This is a genomic window from Saccharomonospora cyanea NA-134, from assembly GCF_000244975.1.
In the GTDB taxonomy this organism is placed as follows: Bacteria; Actinomycetota; Actinomycetes; order Mycobacteriales; family Pseudonocardiaceae; genus Saccharomonospora; species Saccharomonospora cyanea.
The window spans coordinates 4,492,420-4,506,827 of record NZ_CM001440.1 but is presented as its reverse complement, the minus strand read 5'-3'; the positions used below and the strand labels follow the sequence as shown (position 1 = coordinate 4,506,827).

General features: G+C 70.8%; 12 protein-coding genes. 10 read left to right on the top strand and 2 right to left on the bottom strand.

What is annotated here, in order from left to right; all coding sequences use genetic code 11:
- Positions 1-50: 50 nt before the first annotated feature.
- Positions 51-1,268, bottom strand: coding sequence for a PQQ-dependent sugar dehydrogenase (locus tag SACCYDRAFT_RS21010; protein ID WP_005459231.1), 1,218 nt, complete (start codon positions 1,266-1,268; stop codon positions 51-53).
- A gap of 130 nt (positions 1,269-1,398) precedes the next feature.
- On the opposite strand from SACCYDRAFT_RS21010, the gene mfd reads away from it, so the two are divergent.
- From mfd to SACCYDRAFT_RS20995, 3 genes are all read left to right on the top strand, one after another.
- Positions 1,399-4,998: a transcription-repair coupling factor gene (mfd, locus tag SACCYDRAFT_RS21005; protein ID WP_043537452.1), complete on the top strand. Its 3,600-nt coding sequence runs from the start codon at positions 1,399-1,401 to the stop codon at positions 4,996-4,998.
- A 79-nt stretch (positions 4,999-5,077) separates the two neighbouring features.
- Positions 5,078-6,058, top strand: coding sequence for a SurA N-terminal domain-containing protein (locus SACCYDRAFT_RS21000; protein WP_005459229.1), 981 nt, complete (start codon positions 5,078-5,080; stop codon positions 6,056-6,058).
- Positions 6,055-7,023, top strand: a complete 969-nt coding sequence (locus SACCYDRAFT_RS20995) for a MazG family protein (protein WP_005459228.1) — start codon at positions 6,055-6,057, stop codon at positions 7,021-7,023. The genes SACCYDRAFT_RS21000 and SACCYDRAFT_RS20995 overlap by 4 nt, the downstream gene beginning before the upstream one ends.
- Positions 7,024-7,059: 36 nt before the next feature.
- Here SACCYDRAFT_RS20995 and SACCYDRAFT_RS20990 read toward each other — a convergent pair whose 3' ends face one another.
- Entirely contained in the window at positions 7,060-7,476 is a 417-nt protein-coding gene (locus SACCYDRAFT_RS20990; RefSeq protein ID WP_005459225.1) for a tetratricopeptide repeat protein, read from the bottom strand.
- A gap of 148 nt (positions 7,477-7,624) precedes the next feature.
- On the opposite strand from SACCYDRAFT_RS20990, the gene SACCYDRAFT_RS20985 reads away from it, so the two are divergent.
- The 7 genes from SACCYDRAFT_RS20985 to SACCYDRAFT_RS20955 all read left to right on the top strand — a co-directional run bounded on the left by SACCYDRAFT_RS20985 (position 7,625) and on the right by SACCYDRAFT_RS20955 (position 14,179).
- On the top strand, positions 7,625-8,608 hold the full coding sequence (locus SACCYDRAFT_RS20985) for a hypothetical protein (RefSeq protein ID WP_005459224.1): 984 nt from the start codon (positions 7,625-7,627) through the stop codon (positions 8,606-8,608).
- 35 nt (positions 8,609-8,643) lie between these two features.
- Positions 8,644-9,171, top strand: coding sequence for a VOC family protein (locus SACCYDRAFT_RS20980; protein ID WP_043537451.1), 528 nt, complete (start codon positions 8,644-8,646; stop codon positions 9,169-9,171).
- A 133-nt stretch (positions 9,172-9,304) separates the two neighbouring features.
- The gene (eno, locus tag SACCYDRAFT_RS20975; RefSeq protein ID WP_005459222.1) at positions 9,305-10,591 is read left to right on the top strand and encodes a phosphopyruvate hydratase; all 1,287 of its coding nucleotides are present in this window, start codon (positions 9,305-9,307) and stop codon (positions 10,589-10,591) included.
- A 5-nt stretch (positions 10,592-10,596) separates the two neighbouring features.
- Positions 10,597-11,112, top strand: coding sequence for an FtsB family cell division protein (locus tag SACCYDRAFT_RS20970; protein ID WP_005459221.1), 516 nt, complete (start codon positions 10,597-10,599; stop codon positions 11,110-11,112).
- On the top strand, positions 11,109-11,615 hold the full coding sequence (locus SACCYDRAFT_RS20965; RefSeq protein WP_232283721.1) for a DUF501 domain-containing protein: 507 nt from the start codon (positions 11,109-11,111) through the stop codon (positions 11,613-11,615). The genes SACCYDRAFT_RS20970 and SACCYDRAFT_RS20965 overlap by 4 nt, the downstream gene beginning before the upstream one ends.
- A gap of 112 nt (positions 11,616-11,727) precedes the next feature.
- Positions 11,728-13,212: a lytic murein transglycosylase gene (locus SACCYDRAFT_RS20960; RefSeq protein ID WP_005459219.1), complete on the top strand. Its 1,485-nt coding sequence runs from the start codon at positions 11,728-11,730 to the stop codon at positions 13,210-13,212.
- Positions 13,213-13,222: 10 nt separating this feature from the next.
- Positions 13,223-14,179 (top strand): Ppx/GppA phosphatase family protein, encoded by a 957-nt coding sequence (locus SACCYDRAFT_RS20955; RefSeq protein ID WP_005459218.1) that lies wholly within the window; start codon positions 13,223-13,225, stop codon positions 14,177-14,179.
- Positions 14,180-14,408: the final 229 nt, after the last annotated feature.

Genomic DNA, 14,408 nt, shown 5'->3' with positions numbered 1-14,408 from the left:
GTCTCGTGTCCGCAGGCTGCGTACGCGTGTCCGTACTTCCCGCACGGCTGCTAGGGGCGTTGCGGTGTCACGCGCAGCACGGCGTCGTCCTCGCCGTCCGACGTCGTGACGTACACGGCGCCGTCGGGCGCCGAGCGCACCCCGCGCAGACGGCCGAACCGCTCGTCGAACTCCTGGGGCAACACCACCTCTCGCACCTGTTCGCCCGCGTCGTCGAGCACGAACAGCAGCATCTTCTGCCCCCGCAGCGCAACCACCGCGAGTGCCCCGTTCAGCCGCCCCCACTGCGGGCCCGACACGAACGCCGCCCCCGACGGCGCTTCCGTGGACGACTCACCCGACGTCCACAGCGGTGGCACCGCGTCCGGGAACCGCTGGAGGTCGGTCATCGGGACGTCCTCGTCGTAGTCCTCGGTGTTGGAGCCGCCGCGTGACGGGTCCCAGCCGTAGTTGCGGCCGGGGCGGATGCGGTTGACCTCGTCGAACCCGGTGGGACCGTGCTCCGTCGTGTACACCACTCCCGTGCCGGGTCGCACCGCCACGCCCTGCACGTTGCGGTGGCCGTAGGTGTAGACGCGCCGCTCGTCGGCGTCGCGGGAGGAGGCGAACGGGTTGCCGGGCACTCCCCGGCCGGTGTGCAGGTCGACGCGCAGCACCTTGCCGCCGAGGCTGGCGCGGTTCTGCGGGATCGAGGGGTCGTTCGCGGCGTCGCCCGTGCCGACGAGCAGGCTGCCGTCGGCGGCGAGCGTGGGACGGCAACCGGAGTGTCTGCCGCTGTCGTTGACCGGCAGTCCGGTGACGAGGTTCCGCACGTGGGCGGCGCTGCGACGGTCCTCCGCCAGGCGCCACGTGACCAGCCGGACGTCGACGGCCCTGCCGTCGCGCTGGTGGGTCTGGCAGGTGGTGAACAGCCGGGACGAGGCGAAGTCGGGGTGCACGACCAGCCCCATCAACCCGCCCTCGCCCTCCGCGTGCACCGACGACAGGTCGGCCTCGACCCCGTGTGCGCCCGCGTCGTCGACCAGCACGAGCCGCCCGGGACGTTCGGTGACCAGTAGCGCCCCGTCGGGCAGGAAGCCGACGTCCCACGGGTGTTCGAGGCCCTCGGCGACCTGTTCCACCCGCAACGTCATCCCGTCCGGTGCCGCCCGGGAGGTGGTGTGGTCTCCCGAGGCGTCGCTTCGGGGGTCGACTCCGCAGGCCGCGAGGACCGTGCCCGCGACGGTGAGCAGGACGAGGCAGGTGAGGCGGAGGGCGGGGACGCGCATGGGGTCAGTCTGCCCCGGTGCGCGTTCGATCGCCGTCCGAGCGGGACCCGTACCCTGGAAAGGCGAAAGCCCCGTGTACCCCGTCACCTCGGGCAGGGGTGTGTCTCGTGTCGAGGGGAAGAACACGTCCGTGACCGAATCGCCCAAAGGCTCGCCGTCCGGGTCGCTCTCCGGGCTGCTGTCCGCCCTGCTGTCCGATCCCGCCGTGCGTGGTGTCGTGGAACGTGCGGGGGCCCCACTACTGGATCTGGACGGTCCCGGCGCCGTTCACCAGGTCGTGGTGGCCGCGCTCGCCGCCGAGCAGGGCGCGGACCGGCCCGTCCTGGCCGTCACCCCCACGGGGCGGCAGGCTGAGGAGCTGACCGCCGCGCTCGTCAGCCTGCTCGGTGCGGAGGCGGTCGCCGACTTCCCCTCCTGGGAGACGTTGCCGCACGAGCGCCTGTCGCCGAGGGCCGACACGGTCGGCAGGCGGCTGGAGGTGCTCCGCAGGCTCGCGCGCCCGGACCACGGCGGCCTGCGCGTGGTGGTGGCCACCGTGCGCAGTCTGATCCAGCCCATGGCGCCCGGCCTCGGCGACCTGAGCCCCGTTGAGTTCCGGGTGGGGGAGGAAAGCGACTTCGAGGGCGTGCTCGACCGGCTGGTCGAACTCGCCTACACCCGTGTCGACATGGTGGAGAAGCGCGGCGAGTTCGCCGTGCGCGGTGGGATCCTCGACGTGTTCGGCCCGACGGCGGAGCACCCGCACCGTATCGAGTTCTGGGGTGACGAGGTCAGCGAGATCCGCGCGTTCGCGGTGTCCGACCAGCGGTCGCTGCCCGGTGAGGTGTCCGAGGTGGTCGCACCGCCGTGCCGGGAGGTGCTGCTGACCCCGGACGTCAAGGCCCGCGCGGCGGAACTGGCCCGTGTCCACGAGGCCGACGCACAACTGTCGGAGATGCTCACCAAGCTCGCCGACGGTATCCCGTGCGAGGGCATGGAGGCCCTCATCCCGGTGTTGTGTGAGGGCGAGCTCCAACTGCTCACCGACGCCATGCCGGAGGGCACCCACGTCGTGCTCACCGCCCCGGAGAAGATCCGCGCCAGGGCGGCCGACCTCGTGCGTACCGGTCAGGAGTTCCTCGAAGCGTCGTGGACGAGCGCGGCCGACGGCGGCAGGGCGCCGATCGACCTCGGTGCCTCCGCCTACCGCGACCTCGACGAGGTGCGGCTCCATGCCACGGACACGAAGCGGTGCTGGTGGACGCTGTCACAGCTCACGAGCGAGCACGAGGCCCATCACGTGGCCGTCGAGGCCGCGCCCGCGTACCGCGGTGAACTCGACCGGGTGGCGAGCGACCTGCGTGCCCACACGGCCGCCGGTGGGGCCGCCGTGGTGGTGGTCGCGGGTCCCGGTACGGCGAAGCGCGCCGTCGAACAGCTTTCCGGCGCCGAGGTTCCCGCGACACTGGCCACGGACGGTCTGACCGCCGAGCCCAAGCCCGGCGTGGTGACGGTGACCTGTGGCGGTATCACCGACGGGTTCGTGGCGTCGGGCAGCGCGCTCGTCGTGTTGAGCGAGGCCGACATCACCGGCCGCGGTGCCACGGCCGGACGGGCGCGGGTGGACCTGAACACCAAGATGCCGTCGCGGCGGCGTAACGCCGTCGACCCGCTCGCGCTGAAGTCGGGCGACTACGTGGTTCACGAGCAGCACGGCATCGGCCGGTTCGTCGAGATGGTGCGGCGCACGGTCGGCGGTGCCACGCGCGAGTACCTCGTGCTGGAGTACGCGCCGTCGAAGCGCGGCCACCCCGGCGACCGGCTGTTCGTGCCGACGGACCAGCTCGACGAGGTGTCGCGCTACGTCGGCGGTGAGCTGCCCACACTGAACAAGCTCGGCGGCTCCGACTGGAAGAAGACCAAGGCCAAGGCCCGCAAGGCGGTCAAGGAGATCGCCGCCGAACTCGTGCAGCTCTACGCGGCCCGGCAGGCCGCGCCCGGTCACTCCTTCGGCGCGGACTCCCCGTGGCAGCGGGAACTGGAGGACGCCTTCCCGTTCACCGAGACGGCCGACCAGCTCGCCGCCATCGACGAGGTCAAGCGGGACATGGAGCGCGGCGTGCCGATGGACCGGGTGATCTGCGGTGACGTCGGCTACGGCAAGACCGAGATCGCCGTGCGGGCGGCGTTCAAGGCCGTGCAGGACGGCAAGCAGGTCGTGGTGCTGGTGCCCACCACGCTGCTCGCCCAGCAGCACCTGACGACGTTCTCCGAGCGCATGCGCTCGTTCCCCGTGACCATCAAGGGTCTGTCACGGTTCACCGACCCGAGTGAGGCGGAGCAGGTACTGAACGGTCTCGCCGACGGTGAGGTGGACATCGTCATCGGCACCCACCGGCTGTTGCAGTCCGGGGTCCGGTACAAGGACCTCGGGCTCGTGATCGTCGACGAGGAGCAGCGGTTCGGTGTCGAGCACAAGGAGCACATCAAGGCACTGCGCACCCACGTGGACGTGCTGACGATGTCGGCGACCCCGATCCCGCGCACGCTGGAGATGAGCATGGCGGGCATCAGGGAGATGTCCACCATCCTCACCCCGCCCGAGGACCGGCACCCGATCCTCACCTACGTCGGCGCGTACGACGACAAGCAGGTGGCGGCGGCCATCCGCAGGGAGCTGCTGCGCGACGGTCAGGTGTTCTACGTGCACAACCGGGTGTCGTCCATCGAGAAGGCGGCCCGGCGGATCCGGGAACTCGTCCCGGAGGCGCGCGTGGTGACCGCGCACGGCCAGATGAACGAGCACCGGCTCGAACAGATCATCCAGGGCTTCTGGGAACGCGAGTACGACGTGCTGGTGTGCACCACGATCGTGGAGACCGGGCTGGACATCTCGAACGCGAACACGCTGATCGTGGAGCGGGGGGACCTGCTCGGGCTCGCGCAGCTGCACCAGTTGCGTGGCCGCGTTGGACGGGGTCGCGAGCGCGGATACGCCTACTTCCTGTACCCGCCGGAGAAGCCGTTGACCGAGACCGCCCACGACCGGCTGGCCACCATCGCCCAGAACACGGAGCTGGGCGCGGGTATGGCCGTGGCCATGAAGGACCTGGAGATCCGGGGCGCGGGCAACATCCTCGGAGCCGAGCAGTCCGGCCACATCGCGGGAGTCGGGTTCGACCTCTACGTGCGGCTCGTGGGCGAGGCCGTGGACGTGTTCCGCAAGCACGCGGGCGCGGGCGCGGCCGAGGAGGAGCCCGCTCCGACGGAGGTGCGGGTGGACCTGCCGGTGGACGCGCACATCCCGCACGACTACGTACCGGGCGAGCGGCTGAGGCTCGAGGCGTACCGCAAGATCGCGGCGGCGGCCGACACGGCCGAGCTCGACGCGGTGAGGGAGGAGCTGCTCGACCGTTACGGACGCCTGCCCGCGCCGGTGGAGCGGCTGCTCGCGGTGGCCGCGTTCCGGCAGGTGTGCCGCGAGGCGGGCGTCACCGAGGTCACGGTGCAGGGCAACAACATCCGTTTCGCGCCGATGAAGCTGGCGGAGTCGCAGACGGTGCGGTTGAAGCGGTTGTACCCGAAGGCGGTGTTCAAGGCCGTGACGAGCACGGTGTCGGTGCCCCGGCCCACCGAAGGGCCCGCGGGCGGCCGTATCGGCGCACCGGTGTTGCGGGACGAGGCCCTGCTCGACTGGTGCACCACGTTCGTCCGGTCGCTGACGAAGCAGCCTGCCGCCGTCGGGGCGTGAGACGGCGTGAGACGAGGACACGCGTGGGTGGTCACGTGGTCTTGCGGTGCCGTGTGGGGTGTGTGAGAAAGTACGCGCTGTGATTCGGACCATCCGCCGGCACTCCGGCCGCTCCAGCACCCTCCGGCGCTCCCTCGGCCTCGCCCTGACCCTCGTCACCGCGCTCGTGCTCACCGCGTGTGGCTCGGGACCGAGCACGGTGAACGCCGCCGCCGTCGTCGGGGAGCGCACCATCGCGCTCGACGACGTGCAGGCCGAGATCCAGTGGCTGCTCGACAACGCGCCGCAGGCCCAGCAGGCCCAGCAGCAACGCAAGGTCGACCAGATCAGCCGGGAGATCGTGCGCAGCAGGGTCGTGCACGAGCTGCTCACGGTCGCGCGGCAGCGGGAGAACCTGCGCGTCGACGAGACCGAGGTGGACGCTCTCGTGGAGGGCAGCGGTGGTCTGGAGGCCGCGGCCAGGAACATCGCCGTGGAACCCTCGCGAGTGCGTACGGTGGCGCGTGACCAGTTGCTGCTGGAGGACCTCGGCGCGGCGTACCAGGACCGGGTGACCGTTCACTACGTCGGCGCGATGGTCACGGGGTCGAGCGTCGAGGCCACCGACTCCGAGACCGCCCGCGAACTGGGCAGGCGCATCGCGGCCGACCCCGCCGACGTCGAGGCGATCGTGCGGGAGTCCGGCCACCAGGTGGTCGACCAGCGGATGTCGCTGTCGGAGGCGTTGGTCCAGGATCCGGAGCTCGCGATCAGCGCGGTGTTCGGTGCCGAGGAGGGGTCCGTCGTCGTGATCCAGCCCAGCCAGCAGCAGGTGGGTTGGCTCGTGGCCCTGATCAAGGAACGCACCGTGGGGGAGGGCACCGGGCAGCCCGCCGCGCAGCAGGTCGACCCTCGTCTCCTGTACTGGGTGGGGCTGCGGCAGCTCCAGCCGATCGCCGACGAGCTCGGAGTGGAGGTCAACCCGCGCTTCGGCGTCTGGGACAGCGCGGGTCTCGCCCTGGCGCCCAGCGAGGACGAGGTGACCGGCTACCAGTGGGAGTCCCGTACTGTGCAGCCATGACGTCGTTTCCGACCACGGCGGCCACGGTGGTGCTGGTGTCGCCTGCGGTACCGGAAGTCCTGCCTGCCGCGGCGTGGCCCGCGTTGAGAGCTGCCGAGGCGGTCTACGCGGCAGCCGATCTGCCGGAGGCGACCCGGGTGGCGCTCGACGCCAAGGCCGCGCCGCGTCCGGAGGAACTCGTGCGCACCCCGAGGGTCGTGCTGGTGGCCACGAGCGCCGACGAGCCGGGCGCGGCTGAACTCGTCCGCCGTGGGGCGACGGTCGTCGAGACCCCCGTGCCGCCACTCGTGCGGGCCGCCGAGGTCATGGATCGCCTGCGCTCTCCGGGCGGCTGCCCCTGGGACGCCGCGCAGACTCACGAGTCGCTGTTGCAGTACCTCGTGGAGGAGACCTACGAGCTCCTCGACGCCATCGAGGAGGGCGACCGCGCGGCGATGCGCGAGGAACTCGGTGACGTGCTGCTGCAGGTGTTGTTCCACGCGCGTGTCGCCGCCGAGCACGGCACCGACCCCTTCGACATCGACGTGGTCGCAGACGAACTCGTCACCAAACTCGTCAACCGGCATCCGCACGTGTTCACCGGCGCGGAGACGGTGCACACCCCGGAACACCAGCAGCAGCGCTGGGAGCAGCTCAAACAGGCCGAGAAACAGCGCGCCTCCATCGTCGACGGCGTGCCCCTCGGTCAGCCCGCGACGGCGCTGGCCGGCAAGCTCGGCCAGCGGACGGGGCGCCGTGGGCTGCCGTTCGACCTGTTTCCGTCGGGCAGCGACGAGGGCTCGAAGCTGTTCCGCGTCGCCGCCGCCGCACGGAGGGCCGGGGTGGATCCCGAGGGAGCACTTCGAGCCACGGCGAAGGACTTCGCGGCGAAGGTCCGCGCCGCCGAGCAGACCGCCCGTGAGCACGGGATGGACCCCACCGCGCTCGACGCCGACGGCTGGCGCCGGTTCTGGCCGCAGGGCTGAGTGGACCCCGACCGATCCCCAGCCGATCCAGGCCGGCTAGTCCTCGCGGTTCAACGCCAGGCGCGCCGAAACCTGCCCGAGCGCGTCCTGGTACTCGGGGATCGGGTTCATCGCGGTGGCCATGCGGAGTTGGGCCAGTGCCTCCACCAGCCTGCCGAGCCGCTGCAACGTCCTGCCGAGGACGAACCGCGCGTAGTGGTCGGACGGATCGAGTTCCACGACCCGGCTCAGCGCGCGTTCGGCGCGGCCCAGTTGCGCCGAGTGGAAGTACGCCCGGCCTGCGAGCAGTTGCACGCTCGGTTTGTCGGCGTCGGAGTCGAGCAGCGGCCGCAGGACCTTGAGCGCTTCGAGCGGGCGCCGGCGCACCAGCTCCTCGGCTCGGCGGAACGCCGCCAGCCGTTCGTGCCCGGAGGGGGTTCCGGCCACGTGTGGTGAGGGTGCTTCGTCAGCCATCGTCCATCGACGGTACTCGGATGCGAGCGCTCTGCCGACTCTCTCTTTCGTCTCGAAACGGTCTTCATCAGGTTGCTTCTACTGACAACCGACCGCGCCGCCGTCAATGCTCGGATGTCTTTTTCACCCGAATGGAGAGGTGCATCCCGTGGACGTGTTCGACCATCCCGACCTGCGGGATCCGGACTGGGCGCGCACGGCGGAGCGTAATGCGCGGCGGGAGGCGCGCCGGGCTCGCAGGCGGTCGGCGCTGGCTCGTCGGCCGCGCCGCCCGCGAAGCCCTCACCGGAAGGCGTGGGCGGGGGCCGTGGTGGTGTGTCTGCTGGCCGCGGGCGGCATCTACCTCGTCGACACACTGCGTCCCGCGTCGCCTCCGGGGACACATGCCGATCAGCCGGCGAGTGGCGGTGTCGACCTGGAACGGCCGTTTCTGGAGACCCCGGCGCAGGACTGGCCGGACGGGGCCGACGGGATCGTTCCCCCGAAGGCCACGGCGGTCGGCGAGTTCACGGCCGAGCAGGTGGCCGACGCGTACGAGGCGGTGAAGCAGGCACTCGTCACCTCCCGCCTCGACGAACGAATGCTGGAGGAGGGCGACACAGAGGCGTACCTGGCGTTGCTCGCGCCCAGTGCGCGCGCCTGGGCCGAGAAGCGGTTCGAGGGTGAGACGTGGCCCTTCAGCGTCGCCACGCGTCTCGACCCGTCGGTGTCGCTGTTGCCCGTGGAACCGAAGGTGAAGGGGGAGATGACCGCCGAAGCGGGCGCCAACCCCGGGGAGCTGATCATCCGTACGCGGTACACCTTCGCCTACGCCTTCGACGCCCCCGACCCGGATCAGACAGTGGTTCCGCTCGACATCGTGGCGGCCTACCGGGCCGATACCGAGTTCGCGGTACGCCAGGGCGAGGGCTGGTACGAGCGTGACCAGGGACTTTCGCTCGAAACGGCCGAGGTACTCGCCTACTCGATCGCGTGCGGTCCGCTCGCGGACGAAGGGCTGCTCGCGCCCGCCTACACCGAGGCCGACAGGCCGGGCCCGCCGGGCGGCAGGCGCCCACCCGAGTACTTCGACCCCGAGCGGCCGATACCGCAGGAGGCGAACACGTGCGGCGGCGATCCGGCGGGGCAGTGAAACCGGGAAACACCGATGTGGTGGACTTGCACGTCATGAGCGACGAAGTCCCGAGGTATCTCGGCCTCGCGCCGTACCTGTACTACACCGACGCCACCGAGGCCGTGGAGTGGCTGACGCGGGTGTTCGGCTTCCGCGAGAAGGTGCGTTACGTCGACTCCGCGGGTGAGGTGTTCCAGGCGACGTTGCTGGCGGGCGACGCGGAGGTGCAGGTGACCGCCGTCGACTCCACCTACTGGGAAGCCAAGGGGGTCGACGGGCCGGTCGGGCAGCTCAACGTCGTGTACGTGGACGACGTCGACGCCCAGTACGAGCGGGTGCGGGAGGCGGTTGGCGAATCTGTGGAGCTCACCACTCCACAGGACCAGCCCTACGGTGCGCGGCTGTTCACGGTGCAGGACGTCGGCGGCAACAGCTGGACGTTCTGGCAGCGTGTCTCCGACACCGTCGACCTGCCCGTCGGCTGGCAGGAGATCCGTGCCGACGACACTTCGGAAGGGCGGACCGGTGCGAACGGTGCCGCTCTCGGAGACGGGTCGCGGAACAACTCCGACCTGGGTTGACGGCCCTGGGGGCGTCGACCTGACTCCGTCGTGGCGCCGTGGACGGCTAGGCTGAAAACCGTCGGCCGTGCCCCGACGGCGTGGTGCGTCCGTGAGGGCCATGCAGTGGCGACAACCGGATGAGGAGCTGAGTGTGGCGGTTATCGAGCAGGTAGGCGCGCGGGAGATCCTGGACTCGCGTGGCAACCCCACGGTCGAGGTCGAGGTCGCCCTCGACGACGGCACGCTGGCGAGGGCCGCGGTGCCCTCGGGCGCTTCGACGGGTGAGCACGAGGCCGTGGAGCTGCGTGACGGTGACACGAAGCGCTACAACGGCAAGGGCGTCGAACGTGCGGTCGCGGCCGTGTGCGACGAGATCGGCCCCAGCCTCGTGGGCGTGGAGGCCGTCGAACAGCGCATCGTCGACCAGAAGCTGCTCGACCTCGACGGCACTCCCGACAAGAGCAGGCTCGGCGCGAACGCGATCCTCGGTGTGTCGCTGGCCGTGGCCAAGGCGGCGGCCGACTCCGCCGAGCTGGAGCTGTTCCGCTACCTCGGCGGTCCGAACGCGCACGTGCTGCCCGTGCCGATGATGAACATCCTGAACGGTGGTGCGCACGCCGACACCGACGTGGACATCCAGGAGTTCATGATCGCGCCGATCGGCGCTGAGTCGTTCCGCGAGGCGCTGCGCTGGGGTGCCGAGACCTACCACGCGCTGAAGTCGGTGCTGAAGAGCAAGGGCCTGGCCACCGGGCTGGGCGACGAGGGCGGGTTCGCCCCGAGCCTGCCCAACAACCGCGAGGCGCTCGACCTGATCCTCACCGCCATCGAGAAGGCCGGGTACCGGCCGGGCCAGGACATCGCGCTGGCTCTCGACGTCGCCGCGACGGAGTTCTTCTCCGACGGCACCTACACCTTCGAGGGCAGCAAGCGCAGCGCCGCGGACATGGCCGCCTACTACACCGAGCTGGTCGACGCCTACCCGCTCGTGTCGATCGAGGACCCGCTGTCGGAGGACGACTGGGACGGCTGGGTGCAGCTGACCTCGGAGCTCGGCCGGCGCGTGCAGCTCGTCGGTGACGACCTGTTCGTCACCAACCCCGACCGGCTCGAGGAGGGCATCTCCCGAGGCGCGGCCAACGCGCTGCTGGTGAAGGTGAACCAGATCGGCACCCTGTCCGAGACTCTCGACGCGGTCCAGCTCGCGACGTCCTGCGGCTACAAGTCGATGATGAGCCACCGTTCCGGCGAGACCGAGGACACCACGATCGCCGACCTCGCCGTCGCGACCGGTGTCGGCCAGATCAAGACGGGCGCGCCCGCCCGCAGCGAGCGCGTCGCCAAGTACAACCAGCTCCTGCGGATCGAGGAGACGCTCGCCGACGCGGCGCGTTACGCGGGTGAGCTCGCCTTCCCGAGGTTCAACCCGGAGGGCTGATCGGCGTGGCCGAGCGGGGCAGGTCCCGGAGCAGGCGAGGGGGAGGCAAGGGAGTTCGTTCCGTCCCCCGCCGCCCGCGCCGGACGAGCAGGGAACGCCGGGTGGCTCGACTGCGGCGCCTCGGGGCGGGCCGGGTGGCCGACGCCGCCAAGGCGCTCGGTCTGTCCACCACTCGGCGAGCCGCGCTCGTGGCCATCGTGGTGTGTGCATTGGCCTTCACCATCGCCGTCCCGCTGCGCACGTACCTGTCGCAGCGGGCGGACGTGGCCGCGCAGGAGCGTGAGGTCGCGGAGCTGGAGGCCGAGGTCGACCGGCTCGAGAAACGGCGTGCCGAACTGCGGGACCCCGCGCAGGTGGAGGCGGAGGCACGGCGCAGGCTGCGCTACGTGATGCCGGGGGAGACGCCGTACATCGTGCAGTTCCCCGACAGCCGGGCCCGGCAGGGCTCCGCTGCCGACGACCGGCCCGCCGAGCCCGAGCCCTGGTACGAGATGTTGTGGAACAGTGTGACGGAGAGGTGAGTCCCATCGAGTTCGAGCCGGTGACCGACACCGACCGCGAGGTCATCAGGCAACAGTTGGGCAGGCCGCCTCGGGCGTTGCGCGCGATCGCGGCCCGTTGCCCCAGCGGCCACCCCTCCGTTGTGCAGACCAGCCCTCGCCTCGAGGACGGCACGCCGTTTCCCACCCTGTACTACCTGACGTGCCCCACGCTGACGTCGATGGTGGGCAGGCTGGAGGCGTCCGGGATCATGCGCGGGATGACCGCGCGGCTGGCCGAGGACGCCGAACTCGCCGAGGCGTACCGGCAGGCGCACGAGTCGTACCTCTCGCAACGCGACGCGATCGAGCCGCTGGGCCACCAGGTGACCGCGGGAGGTATGCCGACGCGTGTCAAGTGCCTGCACGTCCACCTCGCGCACACGCTTGCTTGCGGTATTGGTGTGAACCCCTTCGGTGACGAGACTCTCCGCTTGTTGCGCGAGGAAGGGTGGCCGCTCGGTGATTGTGCGCAGTCGCGTTAGTCCATCCGGGGTAATCCGCGTTTGATCTACTCCCGAGGGGGTGAAACGTCCACAGGGTTTGCGGCAGGCTGTGCCCCGGAACGACTCGTGTGGTCGGCGGGAGGGTTCGATCTTGGGTGCTGGCGGAGGGACAGGCGCGGCCGGGCGTGCCGGCGTCAGGCGCAAGGCCACGATCGCGGTGCTCAGCGGTTCTCTGGCCGTACTTCCCGCCCTCGTCGTCAGCGACAGCACCGCGCGGTGGCTCGGCCTCACGGAGGACCGGACCGCGTCCACACCGCTCGCGGGTGGCAGACCCTCCGAGCTGAACCCGACGTCGGTGGACGGCAGCCTGCCCGAAGCGGTGACGCCCGAGGAACTGCGGGTGCACGACGAGCCGGTGAAGAGCTCCCTCGGCATCCCGGAGTCGGTGCTCGACGCCTACCGAAGCGCCGCCGCGCGCATCACCGCCGAGTACCCGGGATGCAACCTCGACTGGGCGTTGCTCGCCAGCATCGGCCGTATCGAGTCCAACCACGCCCGAGGCGGATACGTCGACACGGCCGGTGACACGCTCGAACCCATTCTCGGTCCGGTGCTCGACGGCAAGGGCAACGTGGCCGCGATCGCCGACACCGACGGTGGCCGGTACGACGGTGACACGACGTGGGACCGCGCGGTCGGCCCGATGCAGTTCATCCCGTCCACCTGGAGGCACTACGCCGCCGACGGCAACGGCGACGGTGTCACCGACCCCAACAACGTCCACGACGCCGCGCTCGCGGCCGGACGCTACCTCTGCTCCGGTGGGTTCGACCTGTCGGACTCCCAGCAGTTGCGTACCGCCGTCTACCGCTACAACAACTCGTGGGCGTACGTGGACACGGTGATCCGCTGGGCCAAGGCCTACCGCAACGGTGTGATGGCGCTGCCCGACAGCGAGCTGCCCGCGGCCGTGCCGGAGACCCTGCTCGCCCACGGTGCGGGACAGAGCCACGACGTGTCCTCGGGGGCTCAGCCACCGTCAGGCGGTCGCGAGCCGTCCGAGCCACCGAAGCCGTCCGGACCGTCCGCGCCGTCGCCGGGCGGTTCCGAGACGGTGCCCGAAGAGTCGACCGATCCGGGAACGCCGGACGAGAACGACGGCTCCACGCCGCCGAAAACTGAGCCGACGAACCCCCCGGCCACGGAACCGACGGACCCGGAGGACCCACCGACCGAGCCGGAGGATCCGCCGACCACGGATCCGACTGATCCGACCGAGCCGCCGACCGAGCCGGAGGATCCGACGACCACGGATCCGACTGATCCGACCGACCCACCGACCGACCCGGAGGACCCGCCGACAACGGAACCGGGCGACTGCGATCCGGATGGTGACGAAGGGAAAACCGGCGACGGCGAGAGCACGCCCACGGAGTCGCCGGAGCCCAGCACGGAGCCGACCTCGTCCACCGGGACGACCACGGACTCCGCCTCGTCCACCGGGGAGACCGCCGATCCCACGGACGAGGCGGACCCGACCGACCCGCCGTGCGAGGACGAGGAGAGTCCGGAAGACGGCACGGCCGGGGCGGAGCAGACATCGGCCACGAAGGAACAGGGCGCGGACGAGGACTAGGGTTGCTGGCATGCCACGGGTAGCTGCCATCGACTGCGGAACCAACTCCATCCGCCTGCTCGTCGCCGAGTTGACGCACCGCCACGACGGGAGCGTCGACCTTCGGGACCTGCACCGCGAGATGCGTATCGTGCGGCTCGGTCAGGGTGTCGACGCCACCGGCAGGCTCGCCCCCGAGGCGCTGGAACGGACCCGGGAGGCGCTCAAGGCGTACGCGGTCGCGGCGCGGCGCAAGGGAGTCGAGCGGCTACGCATGGTGGCGACCTCGGCCACCCGCGACGCGAGCAACCGCGACGAGTTCTTCTCGATGACGAAGCAGTTGCTCGGCACCGAGGCCGAAGTGATCACCGGAGACGAGGAGGCCCGGCTGTCGTTCGCCGGTGCGGTGGGGGAACAGGACGCCGACGACGGGCCGTTCCTGGTCGTGGACGTCGGCGGAGGCTCCACCGAGTTGGTGCTCGGCACGTGGGACGGCCGTGAAGCCGACGTGTGGGCGGCGCGGTCGGTGAACATCGGTTGCGTGCGGCTCACCGAGCGCACCCTGCGGTCGGACCCACCCACGGCCGAGCAGATCGCCGAGGCCGAGGAGCTCGTCGCGCGCACGCTGGAGCCCGCGTTCGAGGCCGTGGACGTGTCGAAGGCGAACCGGTGGATCGGCGTCGCGGGCACCGTCACGACACTGTCGGCGATCGCTCAGAACCTGCCCGAGTACGACTCCGAGCGCACCCACCTGTCGACGCTCGCCCGCGCGGACCTGGAAGTCGTGGTGGCCGGTCTGCTGGTCTCCGACCACGCCACGCGCGCGGCGAACCCCGTCATCCATCCCGGCAGGGTGGACGTCATCGGCGGCGGTGGGCTGATCGTGCGCGTGCTCGCCGAGCAGATCGCCCAGCGAGGCGGCCCCGCCGACCCGCTGGTGGTGAGCGAACACGACATCCTCGACGGCATCGCGCTCTCCCTGGCCTGACCCCAACGTCGTGTCCGCAGGCTGCGCACGCGTGTTCGCACTTCCCGTCCGCCGGGAACCGCTTCCGGCTCCAGCCGTTCCCGGCGGGACTCCGGCCGCTCACGCGACCGCCCACCCGTGAAGGTTCGGACACGTACCTCACGTGCCCCGTCGGGTGGGCTAACTCGATGACGTGCTCGGCGGGGTGACGTGAGCTGGTCCAGTCCCTTCCTTGCCTGACCGAACGAGA

What these genes read in the sequence shown, in the direction of transcription:
- SACCYDRAFT_RS21010 (WP_005459231.1), bottom strand. Translation starts at nt 1,268, where the DNA reads ATGCGCGTCCCCGCCCTCCGCCTCACCTGCCTCGTCCTGCTCACCGTC.
- SACCYDRAFT_RS20995 (WP_005459228.1), top strand. Translation starts at nt 6,055, where the DNA reads ATGACGTCGTTTCCGACCACGGCGGCCACGGTGGTGCTGGTGTCGCCT.
- SACCYDRAFT_RS20990 (WP_005459225.1), bottom strand. Translation starts at nt 7,476, where the DNA reads ATGGCTGACGAAGCACCCTCACCACACGTGGCCGGAACCCCCTCCGGG.
- SACCYDRAFT_RS20980 (WP_043537451.1), top strand. Translation starts at nt 8,644, where the DNA reads ATGAGCGACGAAGTCCCGAGGTATCTCGGCCTCGCGCCGTACCTGTAC.
- SACCYDRAFT_RS20955 (WP_005459218.1), top strand. Translation starts at nt 13,223, where the DNA reads ATGCCACGGGTAGCTGCCATCGACTGCGGAACCAACTCCATCCGCCTG.